The organism is Pseudomonas sp. LBUM1658 (assembly GCF_059716055.1).
Map to the genome: position 1 here is coordinate 6,253,232 of NZ_CP166798.1, position 19,521 is coordinate 6,272,752.

Annotated in this window: 16 protein-coding genes; 5 read left to right on the forward strand and 11 right to left on the reverse strand. The window is 59.9% G+C overall.

Annotated features, from left to right (window positions below):
• Positions 1–68: 68 nt before the first annotated feature.
• The 8 genes from ACA064_RS28940 to ACA064_RS28975 form a co-directional block, all read right to left on the reverse strand.
• A complete protein-coding gene (locus tag ACA064_RS28940; protein ID WP_497671150.1) occupies positions 69–887 on the reverse strand; it encodes a phosphoglycolate phosphatase in 819 nt (272 codons plus the stop codon).
• Entirely contained in the window at positions 884–1,558 is a 675-nt protein-coding gene (gene rpe, locus ACA064_RS28945) for a ribulose-phosphate 3-epimerase (protein WP_497671151.1), read from the reverse strand. The genes ACA064_RS28940 and rpe overlap by 4 nt, the downstream gene beginning before the upstream one ends.
• Positions 1,559–1,781: 223 nt before the next feature.
• Complete coding sequence (locus ACA064_RS28950; RefSeq protein ID WP_497671152.1) at positions 1,782–2,606, reverse strand: ABC transporter permease; 825 nt, start codon at positions 2,604–2,606, stop codon at positions 1,782–1,784.
• 13 nt (positions 2,607–2,619) lie between these two features.
• Entirely contained in the window at positions 2,620–3,867 is a 1,248-nt protein-coding gene (locus tag ACA064_RS28955; protein WP_497671153.1) for an ABC transporter permease, read from the reverse strand.
• Positions 3,868–4,046: 179 nt separating this feature from the next.
• A complete protein-coding gene (locus tag ACA064_RS28960; protein WP_497671154.1) occupies positions 4,047–5,090 on the reverse strand; it encodes an ABC transporter substrate-binding protein in 1,044 nt (347 codons plus the stop codon).
• Between the two features lie 50 nt (positions 5,091–5,140).
• Positions 5,141–6,265, reverse strand: coding sequence for an ABC transporter ATP-binding protein (locus ACA064_RS28965; protein WP_497671155.1), 1,125 nt, complete (start codon positions 6,263–6,265; stop codon positions 5,141–5,143).
• Between the two features lie 337 nt (positions 6,266–6,602).
• Entirely contained in the window at positions 6,603–7,232 is a 630-nt protein-coding gene (locus ACA064_RS28970) for a response regulator (RefSeq protein ID WP_150640372.1), read from the reverse strand.
• Between the two features lie 9 nt (positions 7,233–7,241).
• On the reverse strand, positions 7,242–9,632 hold the full coding sequence (locus ACA064_RS28975; RefSeq protein ID WP_497671156.1) for a PAS domain-containing sensor histidine kinase: 2,391 nt from the start codon (positions 9,630–9,632) through the stop codon (positions 7,242–7,244).
• Positions 9,633–9,706: 74 nt separating this feature from the next.
• Between ACA064_RS28975 and ACA064_RS28980 the strand changes: the two genes are divergently transcribed.
• On the forward strand, positions 9,707–10,705 hold the full coding sequence (locus ACA064_RS28980) for an alpha/beta hydrolase family protein (RefSeq protein ID WP_497671157.1): 999 nt from the start codon (positions 9,707–9,709) through the stop codon (positions 10,703–10,705).
• A 281-nt stretch (positions 10,706–10,986) separates the two neighbouring features.
• Here the strand turns inward: ACA064_RS28980 and ACA064_RS28985 are convergent, their stop codons facing one another.
• From ACA064_RS28985 to ACA064_RS28995, 3 genes are read right to left on the reverse strand one after another with little or no spacing between them, the layout of a single operon-like run.
• Positions 10,987–11,754, reverse strand: a complete 768-nt coding sequence (locus ACA064_RS28985; protein WP_497671158.1) for a TerB family tellurite resistance protein — start codon at positions 11,752–11,754, stop codon at positions 10,987–10,989.
• Position 11,755: 1 nt separating this feature from the next.
• A complete protein-coding gene (gene murU / locus ACA064_RS28990; RefSeq protein WP_497671159.1) occupies positions 11,756–12,430 on the reverse strand; it encodes an N-acetylmuramate alpha-1-phosphate uridylyltransferase MurU in 675 nt (224 codons plus the stop codon).
• The gene (locus ACA064_RS28995) at positions 12,427–13,452 is read right to left on the reverse strand and encodes an aminoglycoside phosphotransferase family protein (RefSeq protein ID WP_497671160.1); all 1,026 of its coding nucleotides are present in this window, start codon (positions 13,450–13,452) and stop codon (positions 12,427–12,429) included. Before ACA064_RS28995 ends, murU begins: the two co-directional genes overlap by 4 nt.
• Positions 13,453–13,582: 130 nt before the next feature.
• Between ACA064_RS28995 and ACA064_RS29000 the strand changes: the two genes are divergently transcribed.
• From ACA064_RS29000 to rsmA, 4 genes are read left to right on the forward strand one after another with little or no spacing between them, the layout of a single operon-like run.
• The gene (locus ACA064_RS29000) at positions 13,583–16,381 is read left to right on the forward strand and encodes an LPS-assembly protein LptD (protein WP_497671161.1); all 2,799 of its coding nucleotides are present in this window, start codon (positions 13,583–13,585) and stop codon (positions 16,379–16,381) included.
• The gene (surA, locus tag ACA064_RS29005) at positions 16,362–17,678 is read left to right on the forward strand and encodes a peptidylprolyl isomerase SurA (RefSeq protein ID WP_497671162.1); all 1,317 of its coding nucleotides are present in this window, start codon (positions 16,362–16,364) and stop codon (positions 17,676–17,678) included. Before ACA064_RS29000 ends, surA begins: the two co-directional genes overlap by 20 nt.
• Complete coding sequence (gene pdxA, locus ACA064_RS29010; protein ID WP_497671163.1) at positions 17,675–18,664, forward strand: 4-hydroxythreonine-4-phosphate dehydrogenase PdxA; 990 nt, start codon at positions 17,675–17,677, stop codon at positions 18,662–18,664. Before surA ends, pdxA begins: the two co-directional genes overlap by 4 nt.
• Positions 18,661–19,479, forward strand: a complete 819-nt coding sequence (gene rsmA / locus ACA064_RS29015) for a 16S rRNA (adenine(1518)-N(6)/adenine(1519)-N(6))-dimethyltransferase RsmA (RefSeq protein WP_497671164.1) — start codon at positions 18,661–18,663, stop codon at positions 19,477–19,479. Before pdxA ends, rsmA begins: the two co-directional genes overlap by 4 nt.
• Positions 19,480–19,521 lie beyond the last annotated feature (42 nt).

The following is a 19,521-nucleotide window of genomic DNA, read 5'->3' on the forward strand; positions in this document are numbered from 1 at the left end:
GTAGCCTCGTGGCTTGAGGGTCTAACGGTCAGTTGTGCAAACGCGCCGGATAACCGGCCAGAATCAAGTCAGGCGCGCCAACGCCAGCGGGCCAGGGCCTTGATGACTTTCATCCAGAGCTTGCGAGTGACCACCACGATGGAATCTCTAGGAGGGGGTTGAGCAACGTCGGCCAACGTTATCCCAGCGGCAAGATCCAGGCAACCGGGAATTAGAGCGCGCAGGTCATCGATAACCAGGGCCGGCGACTCTTCGGCTATCGGTCGGCCGTGGTTGTAGCCATAACTGAGTGCCACACACTTCACCCCCGCCGCTTTCGCCGCCAGCACATCGCTGCGCGAATCGCCGACGAACAACGACTGGGATGCCGGCACATTGGCCATTTTCATCACGAAAAACAGCGCTGCCGGATCGGGTTTCTTCTGCGGCAGGGTGTCACCGCCGATGATCCAGCGGAAATAACGGCCGATCTTCATCTGATCCAGCAAGGGCGCGACAAACCGCTCGGGTTTGTTGGTGATCAGGGCCATTTCCACACCCTGCTTGTGCAACCATTTCAGCGTGTCGCGCACCCCGGGATAGACCACGGTCAGTCCATGGCTCTGCGCATAGGCTTCCATGAAGATCTCCAAAGCCTGCTCGGCTTCGGCATCGTTTACGCCGGAATGATCGAGGTTTTCAGCCAGCGCGCGGCGAACCAGCACCGGCGCGCCGTTGCCGACCCATTCACGCACCGATTCAATACCGGCGGTCCGGCGTCCGAGCTTGAGCAGCATGTTATCCACGGCCACCGCCAGATCAGGGACCGAATCGACCAGTGTGCCATCCAGATCGAACATTACCAGCCGCGGCAGACACCCGGGGAACAACTGCTCAAAGCCACTCATGGGCGACCCAGCGCCAGTTCGGAACGCATCTTTTCAATCACTTCTTTATAATTCGGCGCATTGAAGATCGCCGAGCCGGCGACGAAGGTGTCAGCACCTGCTGCAGCGATTTCACGAATGTTGTTCACGTTGACCCCTCCGTCGATCTCCAGGCGAATATCGCGTCCTGATGCATCGATCATCGCCCGTACTTCGCGCAGTTTGTCGAGGGTCCCGGGGATGAATTTCTGCCCGCCAAAACCCGGGTTGACGCTCATCAGCAGGATCATGTCGACTTTGTCCATCACATACTTGAGCACGTCCAGCGGGGTCGCCGGGTTGAACACCAGACCGGCCTTGCAACCGCCTTCGCGAATCATTTGCAGGGAGCGGTCGACGTGCAGCGTGGCTTCCGGGTGGAAGGTGATGTACGTCGCCCCGGCCTCAATGAAGTCGCCGATGATGCGATCCACCGGGCTGACCATCAGGTGCGCGTCGATTGGCGCGGTAATCCCGTATTTGCGCAGCGCAGAGCAGACCATCGGCCCGATGGTCAGGTTCGGCACGTAGTGGTTGTCCATGACATCGAAGTGCACGATATCGGCGCCAGCGGCGAGAACGTTGTCCACTTCCTCCCCCAGACGGGCGAAGTCGGCGGAGAGAATCGACGGAGCAATAGCGAAGGGCTGCATGACGCACCTTTTTTGAGCAGAATCACGATGGCGCGCATTGTATACCGCATGCTTTCCAGCGCGCACTGAGACCTCGATGATTGGACTCTAATTGGCTGCGCGAGGCTGGACACCGTAGGAGCTGCCGCAGGCTGCGATCTTTATTCTTGAACTCACTTGAACTTCAAGCGAAAGATCAAAAGATCGCAGCCTCCGGCAGCTCCTACAGGTGTTGCGTTACGCGTCAGACCTGCGCCGTACGCAGCTTCTCGCTACGCCCACGCAACCATTCCAGGGTCAGCAGCAGGATTACCGAAAAGGCAATCAGCAGGGTCGCGGCGGCGGCGATGGTCGGGCTGAGGTTCTCGCGGATACCGCTGAACATCTGCCGAGGCAAGGTCGCTTGTTCGGGGCCCGCGAGGAATAGCGTGACCACCACCTCATCGAACGAGGTCGCGAAAGCAAACAGCGCACCACTGATCACCCCTGGAGCGATCAACGGCAAGGTCACCCGGCGGAAGGCGGTCAGCGGCGATGCGCCAAGGCTGGCAGCCGCGCGCACCAGGTTGTAGTTGAAGCCCTGCAAGGTTGCCGACACGGTAATGATCACGAAGGGCACACCCAGCACGGCGTGCACCACAATCAGCGAGAAGAAGCTGTTGCCCAGCCCCAGCGGGGCGAAGAATAGGTAGCTGGCCACACCAATGATCACCACCGGCACCACCATCGGCGAAATCACCAAGGCCATCACCAGCGCTTTGCCCCGGAAATCGCCACGAGTCAGGCCGATGGCCGCCAGCGTGCCGAACACCATGGCCAGCACGGTCGCCGCCGGAGCGACGATGATGCTGTTCTTCAGGGCACGCATCCACTCCGCCGAGGCGAAGAAATCCTGGTACCAATGCAGCGAGAAACCTTGCAGCGGGTAGACCAGGAAGCTGCCGGAGTTGAACGACAACGGAATGATCACCAGCACCGGCAGGATCAGGAACAACAGGACCAGCCCGCAGAGAATACGCAAGCTGTAGAACCAGACCCGCTCAACGGGCGACATGTAAGGGCTCAGCATTTCGATTCTCTCCTTAGCTCAAGCGCAGACGGCTGGCGCCCACCAGCCAGTTGTAAATCAGATAGAGCACAACGGTCGCCAACAGCAGCAGCCCACCGAGCGCAGTCGCCATACCCCAGTTGATACTGGTGTTGGTGTAGAAGGCGACGAAGTAACTGACCATCTGATCGTTCGGGCTGCCGAGCAGCGCCGGGGTGATGTAGTAACCGATTGCCAGAATGAACACCAACAGGCAACCGGCGCCGACACCGGCGTAGGTCTGCGGGAAGTACACCCGCCAGAAGCTGGCAAACGGATGGCAACCGAGGGAAATCGCCGCCCGCATATAAGTCGGCGAGATACCTTTCATCACGCTGTAGATCGGCAGAATCATGAACGGCAGGAGGATGTGCACCATCGAGATGTAGACCCCGGCCCGGTTGAACACCAGCTCCAGCGGTTTATCAATGATGCCCATGGCCATCAGGCCGCTGTTGATCAAGCCGCCCGATTGCAGCAAGACAATCCACGCAGCCACCCGCACCAGAATCGAGGTCCAGAACGGCAGCAGCACCAGAATCATCAGCAGGTTACTTTGCCGAGACGGCAGGTTGGCCAGCAGATACGCCAACGGATAAGCCAGCACCAGGCAAATCGCGGTGATGATCAGGCCCATCCAAAAAGTGCGGGCGAAAATATCGAGGTAAATTGCCTGGTCGGGCGTGGCCGGGGCGATTTCACCCAGGTCGTCGATACGGTGGTCCACGGCTGCCAGCAGGTAATAGGGGGTCAGGTTGCTGGTGTTGCGGCGGATCACCTGCCAGTACGCCGGGTCGCCCCAACGCTCATCGAGACTCTCCATCGCTTCTTTATATGAGGCTGGTTCGGTCTGGAACGGCAGCGCTCGTGCGGTTTTGGTCAGCAGGCTGCGATAGCCGGCCAACTCCATGTTCAGGCGCTTGGACAGATCGCCCAAGGTTTGATTCTTGCGGGCTTCGGCCAGGTCTTCGCTGGCGGCCTTGTACACCGGCTCGCCCGGCAGGCCTCGACCATCCCAGGCAGCTACAGCTGCAACGGTACGCGGCATGCCGCCGACCACTTCCGGGTTAGAGACGCTTTTGTAGAGCAGCGCCACGATCGGCACCAGGAACACCAGCAACAGAAACAGCACCAAGGGCGCGATCAAGGCTTGTGCCTTCCAGCGGTTGAGCCGCTCGGCGTGCGCCAGTCGCTGCTTCAAGGTGGGGCTGGTGACCTCGTTCAAGGGAACGGTGATGGCCATAGCGAACTCCGGAAATCTTTGATCGTTACAGAGGGCGGCATCCCATAACCGGAAGGCCGCCTCTGTTTATGTTTAAAACACACATCCCGTAGGAGCTGGCGTAGCCTGCGATCTTTTGACGGCCTTGTGAGCGCCGAGGATCTAAAGCAAGATCAAAAGATCGCAGCCTTCGGCAGCTCCTACTTGGCCGCCCACGAGTTGAAGCGCTGCTCCAGTTGCTCGCCGTTGTCAGCCCAGAAGCTGACGTCGATCTGCACCTGGTTGGCGATGTTTTCCGGAGTGGTCGGCATGTCTTTGAGAACCTCTTTGGTCAACAGCGGAACGGCTTGGGTGTTAGCCGGGCCGTAAGCGATGTTTTCCGAATAGGTTTTCTGCTGCTGCGGCATAACCGAGAAGGCGATGAATTTCTTCGCAGCTTCGGCGCGGGCTTTATCCAGGCCTCTTGGAATTGCCCAGGCATCGAAGTCGTAGATACCGCCGTTCCACACGACCTTCAGGTTGCTTTCTTTTTGCACGGCAGCGATCCGGCCGTTGTAGGCCGAGCTCATCACGACGTCGCCGGAAGCCAGATACTGCGGCGGTTGAGCGCCCGCTTCCCACCATTGAATGCTTGGCTTGAGCTCATCGAGTTTCTTGAAGGCGCGATCCTGGCCGTCCTTGCCGGCCAGCACTTTGTAAACGTCTTTTGGCGCAACGCCGTCAGCCATCAAGGCGAATTCCAGGGTGTACTTGGCGCCTTTACGCAGGCCACGTTTACCCGGGAATTTCTTGGTATCCCAGAAATCCACCCAACCGGCCGGTGCGCTTTTCAGCTTGTCGGCGTTGTAGGCCAGCACGGTCGACCACACGAAGAAGCCCACGCCGCAAGGCTGGATAGCGCCTTTGACGTAGTCCTCGGATTTGCCGAACAGGGCCGGGTCGAGTTGCTCGAACATGTCTTCGTCACAGCCGCGAGAGAGTTCTGGCGATTCCACTTCCACCAGGTCCCAGGACACGCTCTTGGTGTCGACCATGGCTTTGACCTTGGCCATCTCGCCGTTGTATTCACCGGCGACGATCTTGCCGTTGCCCGCCGCTTCCCATGGTGCGTAGAAGGCTTTGACCTGAGCCGCCTTGTTCGCCCCGCCAAAGGACACCACCGTCAGGTCCGGGCCCGCCGCCATCGCGTGCGCCGCCCCCATCAGGCCCAGAGTCAAAGCGGTGAATTTCAGGGATCTCAACATTTATTGTTCTCTCCACGTGCAGGGTTGGTGTTGGTGAAGCAAGGGGGCGATCAATGCGCCTCTAGAAGTGGGTCGAGCGCGCGAACGTGTTCGACCTGCCAGCCAAGCGGTACCACATCACCGACTGCCAGAGCCGGATCCAGCTCGGCGATCGGTTGTTTCACAAAGAAATCGGTTTTGCCGCAGACTTCCATACGGACGCGGACGTGGTCGCCCAGATAGATGAACTCCTCCACGCGGCCCGAGAAGCGGTTAACGCAGGATTCGCTGGAACCGTTAAGACTCACCCGCTCAGGACGGATGGACAGGGTCACCGGCTCGCCGGTCTTGCCGACATTCACCGCCAATGCCTCGACCTTCTCGCCCCGGCCCAACTCGACCACGCAGCGGTCGCCGGTGTGACTGTGCAAGCGCCCGTTGAGACGGTTGTTCTCGCCGATGAAGTTGGCGACGAAGGTGTTCTTCGGTTCTTCGTAGAGGGTGCGCGGAGCGGCGATCTGCTGGATCTCGCCCTGATGGAACACCGCCACCCGGTCGGACATGGTCAGCGCTTCGCCCTGGTCATGGGTCACGTAGACCACCGTCAAACCCAGGCGTTGATGCAGGTGCTTGATCTCCATCTGCATGTGTTCACGCAGCTGTTTATCGAGGGCACCGAGGGGTTCATCCATCAGCACCAGTTGCGGTTCGAACACCAGCGCCCGGGCAAGGGCCACACGCTGTTGCTGACCACCGGAAAGCTGGGCCGGATAACGCTGGGCGAAGGCGTCGAGCTGAACCATGCTCAGCACGCGCTTGACCCGATCGCTGATGTCGGTCTTGTTCAGGCCGCGCACCGACAACGGGAACGCCAGGTTCTCGGAGACAGTCATGTGCGGGAACAGCGCATAGTTCTGGAACACCATGCCGATGTCACGCTTGTGTGGCGGTACGTTGTTGATCGAGCGCCCGGCCAGCTGGATTTCGCCGGCAGTCGGAGTCTCGAAACCCGCCAGCATCATCAGGCTGGTGGTCTTGCCGGAGCCGGAAGGCCCGAGCAGGGTGAGGAATTCGCCTTTGCGAATCTCCAGGTTGAGGTCTTTGACGATCAGGTTCTCGCCGTCGTAGCTCTTTTGTACCCCACGAAAGCTGACCAGAACATCATTGGCCCCAGCACTTGAATTGACCTCGCTCATACCCACACCTTTTGTTTTGGACTGCCGTGGACTAAGCCTAGTGGAGGCTGGGGAGCAAGCAAATCGGGAGGTATGAGAGATTCGCCTAAGCCGGATGGAAGGTTCGGGGTAGGGATTGCCCTACAAGGATGGCGGGATTGGAGAGGAGCAGGGGCAAGTTTCAAGCGGCAAGCCTCAAGAACAGGCCAAAGCGCGTAGGCAGGTATGTCGCAAATGGATATGCCAGCACTTCCCCCGTAGGAGCTGCCGCAGGCTGCGATCTTTTGATCTTGCTTTTGCAGCGCCTGGGGGAAAAAGATCGCAGCCTGCGGCAGCGCCTACAGGGACCAGGGTTGTGTCAGAGGAGCTTGTGCTCCATCGCGTATTTCACTAATTCGGCCAAGGACGTGATGTTGAGTTTCTGCATCAGTCGCGCTTTGTGGGTGCTGATGGTCTTGCTGCTCAATGCCAGTTGCTGGGCGATGTCATTGACGTTCGCGCCCTGGGCCAGGCGTTCGAACACCGAAAATTCACGCTCCGAGAGCAAGGAGTGCAACGGCCGCGAATCGGTCAGACCGACTTCGAAGACCATCCGGTCGGCCAGGTCCGGGTCGATATAACGCCCCCCGGCCGCGACTTTACGGATCGCCGTCAACAGCAGCGCCGGATCGCTGTCCTTGGTGGCATAACCGGCGGCGCCGACCTTCAATGCTCGCGCGGCCATTTGCGCTTCGTCGTGCATCGACAGCACCAGAATCGCCGGAGGATTGTTCAGCGCGCGAATCCGCGGGATCGCCTCCAGGCCGTTGACACCGGGCATGGAGATATCCAGCAACACCACTTCACAGGGAATATGTCGCAAGACGTCCAATAGCTGCTCGCCATTGCTCGCCTCGCCCACCACCAACAAATCCTTGGCCAGACCGATCAACTGCTTGATGCCTTCGCGAACGATGGTGTGGTCTTCAGCTACCAGTACACGGATCACGCCTCTCTCCTAATCCAGCGGCACTCGCACGCTCAACGTCGTGCCTTCGCCCAGTTCACTTTCCAGCGACAGACTGCCGCCCATGATCAACACCCGCTCGCGCATGCCGACCACGCCAAACGAAGTCGACCGGCCAGTGGTCGGGACGAAGCCCTGACCGTCGTCGCTGACCGTCAGGCATAAATCATCGCCTTCCAAGGTCAGGCTAAGCTCGACAGTATGCGCCTGAGCATGGCGCATGACATTGGTCAGCGCCTCCTGCAGGATCCGGAACAAACCAATGGCCTTGGCGTCGCTGAGGGCCGGCAGGTTTTCCGGCACCTGTACCAGGCACGGGATCTGCGTGCGCGCCTCGAAACGTCGCGCCTGCCACTCGATGGCCGAAGCGATCCCCGCATCAAGTATCGGTGGACGCAGTGCCGTAGCAACATCGCGCACCAATTGGAATAACTGGGCGATCAGTCGTTTCATGCTGTTGAGCCGCTCGTTCAAGCCCGGATCAAGCTGCGCGTAAGCCAGCTCGCACATCGAGGTTTCCAGCTTGAGCACAGTCAACATCTGCCCCAGCTCATCGTGAACTTCCCGGGCGATACGAGCCTTTTCCTCTTCCCGCACGCTTTCCAGGTGAGCGGACAACTCGCGCAGTTGCTCGCGGGAACTGGCCAACTCCAGCTCGATACGCTTGCTTTCGCTGATATCCCAGACAATCCCGTCCCAGACCACCGCGCCGTCCTCCAGGCGCCGAGTGATTGCTTTGATCTCAGCCCAGCGCTGCTCACCCTGGCGGGTCACGATTCGTCCTTGCCAGGACCAGTCTTTGTCGGTATCCAGGGCCTGATCCTGGGTCTGGTGATAACTGGCCTTGTCGTCCGGGTGGACCAGGCTGCGCAAACCTTTGTCGCGCTGACTAAGCGTCGCCGGGGAATACCCCACCAGACTTTCACTGCCTTCACTGATATAGGCAAAGTCGATCTGCCCGGTGACCGGCGCTCGTTCCAGACGAAACACCAGCCCCGGGACATTCGCGGCGATGCCTTGCAGGCGCGCCTCGCTTTCCTGCAAGGCGGCCAGGGCTCGACGACGCTCGGTGACATCGTTGAGGTAGACCACCAGATATTCACCATCGCGAAAGCGCATAAAACTCAGCGATACGTCGGTGGGCAGAATACTGCCGTCGGCCCGAACGCAGGCGGTTTCAAAACTCTGTGGTCCTTCCTCGCTGGCGCGGGCGCGCTTCCACAGGGTCAGCCAGCGGTCCATGTTCAAGCCAGGTTCGAAGTCGATCAAAGGTCGGTCAATGACACCACCCGAGGCATAACCGAGCATCGCTTCGGCGGCCCGATTAGCATAACGGACATGACTATCCCAGTTGACCCAGAGGATGCCCACCGTGCTTTGATCAATGGAAAACTGCATCAGGCGCAGAGCTTCTTCGCTGGCCTCACGCTGGGCGATGTCTTCTCTGGCTGCCAGCAACCGCTGCTCAAGACTGCTTTGCTGGCGACGCTGCCAGGCGACGATGGCCATGCAGCTGAACAACAACACCGCCAGCAACAGACAGAGGTTCTGCCAAAAGCCCGGTGACTCGACCAGGCGCGGATACTTGGGTTGCAGCCAGCGATTGTGCAGTTGCTCCAGATCCTTCGCCGCAATGGCATGCAGCGCCCTTTCAACGATTCCTGCCAGCTCGGGCCAATCACGTCGTGTAGCGATCCGCAGCAATTGCGGCAGACCGATATCACCGGCCACCACCAGGTCAGCAAATTCCGGCTCAGCGGACAAGCGACCGAGCTGCGCTTCATCAACCACCGCGTATCGGGCCTGCTGACTTAACAGCAGCTGCAGCGCCTGGCGCTCCAGAGGGACACCTTGCAGATTGAGATTGCCGTAGGTACTGCGCAGATAATCGGCAACTGTACTGGGCATACGCACCGCGACGCGGGTCTGACTATCGAGCTGTTCCAGCTCAACAGCACCGGCCTCCTTCTGAGCACTGACGATCAATTGCGGAACCCGCATATAGGGATCGGAAAACTGCCAGAGCTTAAGCCCCGCAGGGGTTTGAGTCTGGCCTGGGGCGATGTCGACTTCGCCGTTGCGCACGGCGGCTTCCAACTGCGCCTGGTCGGCAAAGTTGCGCCAGCTAAGCTCGACCTGAAGGGCTTTGGCCAGCCATTGCATCAGTTCGACGTTGGCCCCGGACAAACGCTGCAAGCGGCGATCGAACTGGGCGTACGGTGCTTGCAGCACCAGCCCTACACGCAATTCGGGGTGTTGCTCGAGCCAGCGGCGCTGTTCGGCATTCAACTGCGCGACAGGAACGGGGGGTGCAGGCGCCGCCCATGCCATCAAGGGCAGGCAAAAACAGCCGATAACCAACAGGCAGCGAAAACGCATCATCTGAAGTCTCACACACTGACAAATACTGACCAACCCATTAGGCTGCCGGAATCACTTCTGGCCTGGAAAATCCAATGCCCCCTGTCTACCGCTCGGCACTGCCTGCATTGTGCCTGTCGCTGATCCTGCCTTGTGCGTTTTCAGTCGAGGCCGCCGACCCGGCTCCCGCCGCTGCGGAAAAAACCGCAGAAGAACAGCCGCTGGAGCGCCAACCGTTGCTTGAGCGCAGCCAGGAAGAGGCCGCAGCTCTCGAGCGACAGATCCCGCAGCAGGAGCAACAGCAGTTGTTGGCCGGCAGCGACGGTTTCCTCGCGCTCTGGAAACCGGCTAATACCAGCGAACCTCGCGGTGCGGTGATTATCATCCCTGGCGCAGGCGAAACAGCTGACTGGCCTCAAGCAATCAGCCCATTGCGGCGAAAACTGCCGGATGCCAACTGGGGCAGCCTGAGTATTAGCTTGCCTGACCTGCAAAGCGCCGCCAGCCAGCCACGGACTGTCCAGGCCCCGCCTGCCCCAGCCCCTGTGGACACTAGCAGCAAAGATGCCAGCACTGCCGCGCCTAAACCCATCGAACAAGCGGCCGGCGGCGAGACGGACGTCGTGGATCGTGCCGTCAGCGAAACTTCCGAAGAGCAAATCAAGGCTGACGCCGAGCGGATCTTCGCCCGAATTGATGCGGCGATCGCCTTTGCCGAACAGCAGAACGCACGCAGCATCGTCCTGCTGGGCCATGGCACGGGGGCTTATTGGGCGGCACGCTACCTGAGCGAGAAGCAACCCTCGCAGATAGAGAAGTTCGTGATGGTCGCCGCACTAAAGCCGCTCAATGGCCAACCGGAACTGGCGGAACTGACGCCGACCCTGAAAGTGGCAACCGCCGACTTCTTCTATAAGGACAAGGCACCGACGCGCGAAGCCGCCCTGCAACGCCTGCAAGCGAGCAAACGCTTGAAGAGCGCAAACTTCACCCAGATATCCTTGAATGCATTGCCCGGAAACAGCGCTGCCGAACAAGAGCAGCTGTTTCGGCGCATTCGCGGCTGGTTGAGCCCGCAGCACAGCGGCAGCTGATCGCCCCCCGGTCCTATCCCACAAGAGCGGCATCATCCCCTGTGTGAGCGGGCTTGCCCCCCATGCCAGTCAGTTTACGAAAATCTAGAGTCTTGTGAGCACTTGTGCCGAGGGGGCTTGCCCCCGCTGGGGCGCGTAGCGGCCCTAAAACCTGCAAACCCCTTGTATCAGGCACACCGCGCTCCCCGACTTTACGACGGCTGCGCAGCCGAGCGGGGGCAAGCCCCCTCGCCACAGGTTTCGCGTTCGGCGCTTCTTTTCTTAACTGCAAAATTTGCCTGCTAGCGAAAATCCCGCCGCTGCCGAATCAACGCATACGCATTGTGCAACTCACGAGTCTTCACGGTCGCTTCCTGCACCTGAGACGGGTTGGCCCCACTGCCGGCAATCTTGTCCGGGTGATGGCGGCTGAGCAGGCGCCGGTAAGCACGCTTGATCTGTGACGGCTCACTGGTGGCCGAGACGCCCAGCACTCGCAAAGCCTCCTGATAAGCCCCGCCACTGTTAACCAGTGGTTTTCTATGGGGCTCGTACTCACTCGCCAGCATCTGCACCTGCTGCGGTGTCCAGCCCAGCCATTTGCCCCATAGTTTGAGCAGATCACGCTCGGCGCTGCTGGCCCGACCATCAGCCCAGACCATCCGCCAACAAGCGCGCAACACACCCTCTGCCGCATGCGGCTGAGCGCTCAGGTGCCGCAAATAGCCACGCAACCGATCACGCCCGGACTTGCCTCGATTGAACGCAGCGATTGCACGCTTCTGCGCAGCCGTATTCATTTCCAGCGAACGCATCTCCTGACGAGCCTGCTGGATATGCCCCTCGACCACCTGCCCATCGCACTTGGCCAAGCGTCCCAACAAGATAAATAACAGCTCATCATTACGCAGCGCCGCACGCCCACCCAAATGTTCGCGCAGATGCGCCCAGCTCTGCAGCTGCAGACGCCGGTCCAGTGCCTGCCCCAACAATGCACCGAGCATGGCCCCCGGAATGCTGGCTATAAGAAAGCCCGCTCCGGCTCCGATCAGAGTCCCTGGCCATAACATATCAGCGACTCTCTTCCAGGAGTTGTTCGACCTGTGCCAGACGCTCCAGCGTGCCGACATCGATCCAGCTGCCGTGCATGTGCTCACCTGTCACCTGCCCTTGCGCCATGGCTTCGCGCAGCAGCGGCGCCAACTTGAAAGGGGCGGCAACGCTGGTCGCGAACAGCTTCGGATGCAGAACCGAAATACCGCTATAGGTCAGCAACTGCACCCCCGGCTCGGCGTCGCGAATCTGCCCGTCCTGCAGGCAGAAATCGCCCCCGTTCGGGTGATGCGCCGGGTTGTCGACCATTACCAGATGGGCAAGGCCGGCGATCGGTTGGCGCAGCGCCGAGAAATCGTAGTCGGTCCAGATATCGCCGTTGACCACCAGAAATGGCTCCTCACCCAGCAGTGGCAACGCGCGAAAAATGCCGCCGCCAGTCTCCAGCGGCTCGCCCTCCGGCGAATACTGGATGCTTAACCCGAACTGCGCGCCATCACCCAGGTAGTCCTCGATCTGCTGACCGAGCCAGGCATGGTTGATGACAATCTCGGTAAACCCTGCCGCCGCCAACGCCCGCAGGTGGTGCTCGATTAATGGCACCCCGCCAGCACGAATCAATGGTTTGGGCGTGGTCAGCGTCAGCGGCCGCATGCGCTCGCCCTTGCCTGCCGCCAGAATCATTGCCTTCATACAGAGGCCTCGACTGGCTGACGAAGACTGCTCAATAGCTCAGCCAACTCGGCCAACTCCGGCCGGCGTGCCACGACGGCCTCGATGTAGGCGAAGAAGCGCGGTACATCGCCGAGATAACGCGGCTTGCCGTCACGATGGCAGATACGGGCAAAGATCCCGATCACTTTCAAATGACGCTGCACGCCCATCAGGTCACTGGCACGCAGGAAGTCTTCGAAATCCGCCTGCACCGGGATGCCCAAGCTAGCAGCCTGGTGCCAGTAGTCCTTCAGCCAGCCCTGCACACGAGCGTCAGGCCAACTGAGGAATGCATCCTTGAACAGGCAGGTCACGTCGTAAGTGACCGGACCGTAGACCGCGTCCTGGAAGTCCAGCACGCCGGGGTTTGGCTCGCTGAGCATCAGGTTGCGCGGCATGTAGTCACGATGCACCAGCACCTTGGGCTGGGCCAGGGCACTGTCGATCAGCCGATCGCTGACCCGCTGCCAAAGCGCCAGTTGCTTCTGGTCAAACTGGATTCCAAGCTCACGCCCCACGTACCACTCAGGGAAGAGTTCCAGCTCGCGGCGCAGCAATGCCACGTCATAACTCGGTAAAGGAGCGACCATCGGCAACTGCTGGAAGGCCAGCAATGTCTGCAACGCATCCTTGAACAAATTATCGGCATTTTCGCTGTCGATCACCTCCAGATAGGTCTTGTTGCCCAGGTCATTGAGCAAAAGAAAACCACGCGGCAGGTCTTGTGCGTAAATTTTCGGCACATTTATTCCGCAAGTCGCCAGTAAAAAAGCGATATCCACGAAGGGCTTGCAGTTTTCCTGGGGCGGCGGCGCATCCATCACGACGAAACTGCGCCCCTCCCCCTCCCAGCGAAAGTACCGCCGGAAACTCGCGTCGCTGCTGGCCGCGGTCAATGTAGCCGGGGGCACGGAGCCCCAGCCTTGTGCGGTATAGAGGATTGCCAACTGCTCATCGAGCCAAACTTTCAGGTGTTGCAAGCGTACATCTTGATCAGGCATTGCAAGGGTCTCCGACGGCGCTAGCCGTCAAGCGGGTCATGCTTTATTATCCAGCATCTTTTTCAGACCATCGAGAGGCGTGCGGCCCCCACCGCGGGCAGATGGCACGCAGGAAGCCCGGACTAATAAGATGGCATTGAAATCCCCCGCGTTTCGTAAAAAATTTCCGTTGTTGGTTACCGGCAGTCTGCTGGCCCTGCAACCTCTAGCCACTCAGTTCGTGGTCGCCGCGGAACAGTATGACTGCTCAGTCTCTGCTTCGGGTGCCTGGGACTGCGCGCCGAAATCCAACGCCGCTCAATTGCCTCCGCGTCCCGTGCATGGTGCGGACTCGGTCACTGCGACGGGCGAGACCCCGGCGGACAGCGGCGCCAGCGACGAAACCGCTGCCAAGACCACACTGGTCACCGAGGCCAAGGGCCGCGGTCTGCAGTCCCGCAGTGCGGACTACAGCCACCTCGACTGGGTGCCCCGGGAGAATCTCACCGCTGCGCAATTGGCTGAGACTGGTCCTTATTGCTCTGGTTCCTATGTCGAACCCATTCGTCCTGGCATGAATGACAAGACGGATAAAAAAGACGCTCCGACCTTTATCGGCGCGAAAGCCTCGCGTTACGAGCAAGAAAAACAAGTCGCTACCCTGGCCGGTGACGTGGTCATGCGTCAGGGCAGCATGCAGGCCGAGGCCGACGAGGCCAGCCTGTACCAGACGGAAAACCGTGGCGAGCTGAGCGGCAACGTGCGCGTTCGCGACAACGGCGCGCTGCTGGTCGGCGACCATGCCGATGTTCAACTCGACACCGGCGAAGCCAAGGTCGACAACGCTGAATACGTGCTGCACAAGTCACGTGTGCGCGGCAGTGCGCTGTACGCCAAACGTGCCGAGAACGCCATCATTCGCCTCAAGGATGGCACGTACACCACGTGCGAACCGGACAGCAACGCCTGGCAGCTCAAGGGTAACAACATCACCCTGAACCCGGCGACCGGCTTCGGCACCGCGACCAACGTGACCCTGCGGGTCAAAGACATCCCGGTGCTCTACACCCCGTACATCTACTTCCCGATCGATGACCGTCGCCAGTCCGGCTTCCTGCCGCCGACTATCGGCACCGGCAGCGATACCGGCTTCTTGCTGGTGACCCCGTACTACTTCAACCTGGCACCGAACTACGATGCCACCTTGTATCCGCGCTACATGAGCAAGCGCGGGCTGTTGATGGAAGGCGAATTCCGCTACCTGACCAAGAGCAGCGAAGGTCAGTTCGGCGGCGCGTACCTCAACGACGAGAATGACGACCGCAAACTGCAGTCCGACTACGAAAAAACCCGATACATGCTCAACTGGCAGCACAAGGGCGGGCTGGATTCGCGCGTACTGACCGAAGTCGACTACACCGATATCAGCGATCCGTATTACTTCCAGGATCTGGAAAGCGATCAGATCGGCATCAAAACCAGCGAATACGTGAACCAGCAAGGTGCCGTCACCTACCGTGGCGACAGCTACACCGCGCGGATCAACGCACATGCCTATGAACTGGCCACTGTCTCGAATATCACGCCCTATGACCGCTTGCCGCAAATCACCTTCAACGGTGCATTGCCATACCAGCCAGGCGGGCTGAATTTTGCCTACAACACTGAAGTCGTGCGGTTTGATCGAGATCTGAAAAACGGCGACTACTTTGATGAAAATGGTGTCGCAGCACCGCGGCTCGATAGAAACATTCAGGGTCTGGCACGGGCCAACGGCACCCGTCTCGATCTCGAACCGGGGGTCAGCCTGCCGCTCAACTGGACCTATGGTTTCCTGAAACCGTCGCTGAAGTACAAGTACACCCAGTACGATCTTGACCTTGACGGAATAGGCAAGAGCCAGGTCGCCGCGCAGAGTGCCGAAGCTGATCGCCTCAATGGCACCTTCAGCCAGAATCAAAACCGTGGCGTGCCGATTGCCAGCATCGACAGCGGCCTGTATTTCGACCGCAACACCCAGTGGTTCGGCAAGAACTACCGCCAGACCCTGGAGCCACGCCTGTTCTATCTCTATGTACCCGAGAAAGACCAGGCCGATATCCCGGTATTCGACACCAGCGAAAGTACGTTCAACTACTCCTCGCTGTTCCGTGAAAACCGTTTCACCGGCTCCGACCGTGTCGGCGACGAGAACAAGCTGTCGCTGGGCATAACCAACCGCTGGATTGAAGAAAACGGCTTCGAACGTCAAACCATCAGCGTTGGCCAGGCCCTGTATTTCAAGGATCGCGAGGTTCAACTGCCAGGCATCGATGCAAAAACCCGCGACGATGCACACTCCAACGTTTCACCCTATGCGCTTGAGTACGCCTACCGCTTCAACCGCGACTGGCGCGCCACCGCTGACTACAACTGGGATCCGGACAGCGGCAGCCCTCGCTCGGGCAGCGCGATGTTCCACTACCAGCCGGAAGACAATCCGAACAAAGTCATCAACGCCGGTTATCGTTATCGCAACGACCAGATCCGCTACGACCAGTCCACCGGTACGTGGAAGGTTGGCGGCGGCGATTATGGAGTTGAAGGCCAGCCGGGTTTCGTGAAGGACTACTACAAGATCAAACAGCACGACTTCTCGGTAATGTGGCCGATCGTGCCGCAATGGACGGCCATCAGCCGCTGGCAGTATGACTACAACCGCAACCGTACCCTGGAAGCCTTCGGTGGTTTCGAGTACGACAACTGCTGCTGGAAACTGCGTCTGATCAACCGTTACTGGATCGACTATGACGAGTTCAGTCAAGACGCTCCGCAAAACGAAAAAGGCGACCATGGCGTCTTCCTCCAAATTGTTCTGAAGGGGCTTGGTGGCGTTGTTGGCTCCAAAGTAGAGAGCTTCCTCGATCAAGGCATTCAAGGTTATCGTGAACGTGAAGACCAAGCTTTCTGATTCTCTGCGCCCGCTGCTGCTGGGTGCATTACTACTGGGTACCGCGGCCAACGCTGCGGTGCAGTCCATCGATAAGGTCGTGGCCATTGTCGATAACGACGTGGTCATGCAGAGCCAACTGGACCAACGGGTTCATGAAGTCCAGCAAACCATCGCCAAGCGCGGTGCTGCCGCGCCGCCACCTGGTGTACTGGATCAGCAGGTACTCGAGCGTCTGATCGTCGAAAACCTGCAACTGCAGATCGGCGAGCGTTCCGGTATCCGCATCACCGATGAGGAGCTGAACCAGGCGATCGGCACCATTGCCCAACGCAACAACATGAGTGTGGAACAGTTCCGCACCGCCCTGAGCCGCGACGGTCTGTCTTACGAAGATGCTCGCGAGCAGGTTCGCCGCGAGATGATCATTAGCCGGGTCCGTCAGCGTCGAGTGGCTGAGCGTGTCCAGGTAACGGAGCAGGAAGTGAAGAACTTCCTCGCCTCGGACCTGGGCAAGATGCAGTTATCCGAAGAGTTCCGCCTGGCCAACATCCTGATCCCGACCCCGGAAAGCGCCAACTCTGAAGCGATTCAGACTGCCGGGCGTCAGGCTGCCGATGTTTATCAGCAACTCAAGCAAGGCGCTGATTTCGCTCAGCTGGCAATCGCCAAATCCGCCAGTGAGACCGCACTGGAAGGCGGCGACATGGGCTGGCGTAAAGCCGCACAACTGCCACCTCCGTTCGATCGCATGCTCAGCACGATGGCGGTGGGTGACATCACCGAGCCGCTGCGCACCCCGGGTGGCTTCATCATTCTGAAGATCCTGGAAAAGCGCGGTGGCGAGACTCAGGTTCGCGACGAAGTACATGTCCGCCACATCCTGATCAAACCCAGCGAAATTCGCAGCGAAGAAGAAACCAGGCGTCTGGCCGAGAAGCTCTACGAGCGGATTGAATCCGGCGAAGACTTTGCTGAACTGGCGAAAAGCTTTTCGGAAGACCCGGGCTCTGCCCTTAACGGCGGCGACCTGAACTGGATCGACCCGAACGCCCTGGTGCCTGAATTCCGCGCGGTAATGGCCGATACCCCTCAGGGTCAGCTGTCGAAACCGTTCAAAAGCCCTTACGGCTGGCACGTATTGGAAGTCCTCGGCCGTCGCGCCACCGACAGCACCTCCCAGGCCCGTGAACAGCAAGCGATGACCGTATTGCGTAACCGCAAATACGACGAAGAGCTGCAGACCTGGCTGCGTCAGATCCGTGACGAAGCCTACGTTGAAATCAAGCTCCCTGGCGCTGACCAGGCACCGCAGTGAACCCCAAGCGTTTCGCGCTGACACCCGGCGAGCCGGCCGGCATAGGTCCTGACCTGTGCCTGCTGCTCGCCTCGCAACCCCAGCCATATCCCCTGATTGCCATTACCAGCCGCGACCTGCTCCTTGAGCGGGCCGCGCAACTGGGTGTGGCTGTCGACCTGCTGGCGGTGACTCCAGACAGCTGGCCGGACTCACCGGCTCCGGCCAACAGCCTGTATGTCTGGGATACCCCGCTACAGGCCAAAGTCGTTGCCGGACAACTGGACAAGGCCAACGCCGGGTTCGTGCTCCAGACCCTGACTCGCGCGGCCCAGGGCTGTGTCGACGGGCATTTTGCCGGCATGATCACCGCGCCAGTGCATAAAGGCGTGATCAACGAGGCAGGGATACCTTTCTCGGGTCATACCGAATTCCTTGCCGACCTGACCCACACTGCGCAAGTCGTGATGATGCTCGCCACCCGCGGTCTGCGCGTGGCCCTGGTCACCACTCACCTGCCCTTGCGGCAGATTGCCGATGCAATCACCCCGGAACGCCTGGAGCGAGTGACACGGATCCTGCACGCCGACCTGCAACAAAAGTTCGGCATTGCCCAGCCACGCATCCTGGTCTGCGGGCTCAACCCCCATGCTGGCGAAGGCGGGCATCTGGGCCATGAAGAAATCGACATCATCGAACCTACCCTAGAGCGTCTGCGCAGTGAGGGCATGGATCTACGCGGCCCCCTGCCTGCCGACACTCTGTTTACCCCCAAATATCTGGAGCACTGCGACGCAGTGCTGGCGATGTACCACGACCAGGGCCTGCCCGTACTGAAATACAAAGGTTTCGGTGCCGCAGTCAATGTGACCCTCGGTCTGCCAATTATCCGCACCTCAGTCGACCATGGCACCGCCCTGGATCTGGCCGGTAGCGGAAAAATCGACACCGGCAGCCTGCAAGTCGCCCTGGAAACCGCCTACCAGATGGCCGAGACCCGTTTATGACCGAGCACTACCAACACCGGGCGCGCAAGCGTTTCGGCCAGAACTTCCTGCACGATGCCGGAGTGATCGACCGCATTCTGCGCGCCATTCACGCCCGCCCTGAAGACCGCCTGCTGGAAATCGGCCCGGGCCAGGGCGCATTGACCGAAGGCCTGCTCGACAGCGGCGCACAGCTGGATGTTGTTGAGTTGGACAAGGACCTGATCCCGATCCTCAATCAGCAGTTCGCCGGCAAAAGCAATTTCAACCTGCATCAAGGCGACGCCCTGAAGTTCGACTTCACCAGCCTCAATGCCGCGCCCGGCAGCCTGCGAGTGGTCGGCAACCTGCCGTACAACATCTCCACCCCGCTGATCTTCCACCTGCTGCGAAACGCCAGCCTGATCCGCGACATGCACTTCATGCTGCAAAAGGAAGTGGTCGAGCGTCTGGCAGCAGGCCCTGGCGGCGGTGACTGGGGCCGTTTGTCGATCATGGTTCAGTACCATTGCCGGGTCGAACACCTGTTCAATGTCGGCCCGGGGGCGTTCAACCCGCCGCCAAAAGTCGATTCGGCGATTGTCCGCCTGGTGCCCCACGCCGTTCTGCCGCACCCGGCCAAGGATCATCGCCTGCTCGAGCGGGTTGTTCGCGAAGCCTTCAACCAGCGTCGCAAAACCCTGCGCAACACCCTCAAAGCCTTGCTCAGCAATGCCGAGATCGAAGCCGCCGGCGTCGATGGCAGCCTGCGCCCGGAACAGCTCGACCTGGCCGCCTTTGTCCGCCTGGCCGACAAGCTGGGCGAGCAAGTCGCCGAGACGCCCAGCCTCAGCTGACATGCCATAATCGTTTTCGGGTAAGACACCAGGCGTCATGTC

Coding starts and splice junctions, on each gene's coding strand:
- ACA064_RS28940 (WP_497671150.1), bottom strand. CDS start 887: ATGAGTGGCTTTGAGCAGTTGTTCCCCGGGTGTCTGCCGCGGCTGGTA.
- rpe (WP_497671151.1), bottom strand. CDS start 1,558: ATGCAGCCCTTCGCTATTGCTCCGTCGATTCTCTCCGCCGACTTCGCC.
- ACA064_RS28950 (WP_497671152.1), bottom strand. CDS start 2,606: ATGCTGAGCCCTTACATGTCGCCCGTTGAGCGGGTCTGGTTCTACAGC.
- ACA064_RS28955 (WP_497671153.1), bottom strand. CDS start 3,867: ATGGCCATCACCGTTCCCTTGAACGAGGTCACCAGCCCCACCTTGAAG.
- ACA064_RS28960 (WP_497671154.1), bottom strand. CDS start 5,090: ATGTTGAGATCCCTGAAATTCACCGCTTTGACTCTGGGCCTGATGGGG.
- ACA064_RS28965 (WP_497671155.1), bottom strand. CDS start 6,265: ATGAGCGAGGTCAATTCAAGTGCTGGGGCCAATGATGTTCTGGTCAGC.
- ACA064_RS28975 (WP_497671156.1), bottom strand. CDS start 9,632: ATGATGCGTTTTCGCTGCCTGTTGGTTATCGGCTGTTTTTGCCTGCCC.
- ACA064_RS28980 (WP_497671157.1), top strand. CDS start 9,707: ATGCCCCCTGTCTACCGCTCGGCACTGCCTGCATTGTGCCTGTCGCTG.
- ACA064_RS28985 (WP_497671158.1), bottom strand. CDS start 11,754: ATGTTATGGCCAGGGACTCTGATCGGAGCCGGAGCGGGCTTTCTTATA.
- murU (WP_497671159.1), bottom strand. CDS start 12,430: ATGAAGGCAATGATTCTGGCGGCAGGCAAGGGCGAGCGCATGCGGCCG.
- ACA064_RS28995 (WP_497671160.1), bottom strand. CDS start 13,452: ATGCCTGATCAAGATGTACGCTTGCAACACCTGAAAGTTTGGCTCGAT.
- ACA064_RS29000 (WP_497671161.1), top strand. CDS start 13,583: ATGGCATTGAAATCCCCCGCGTTTCGTAAAAAATTTCCGTTGTTGGTT.
- rsmA (WP_497671164.1), top strand. CDS start 18,661: ATGACCGAGCACTACCAACACCGGGCGCGCAAGCGTTTCGGCCAGAAC.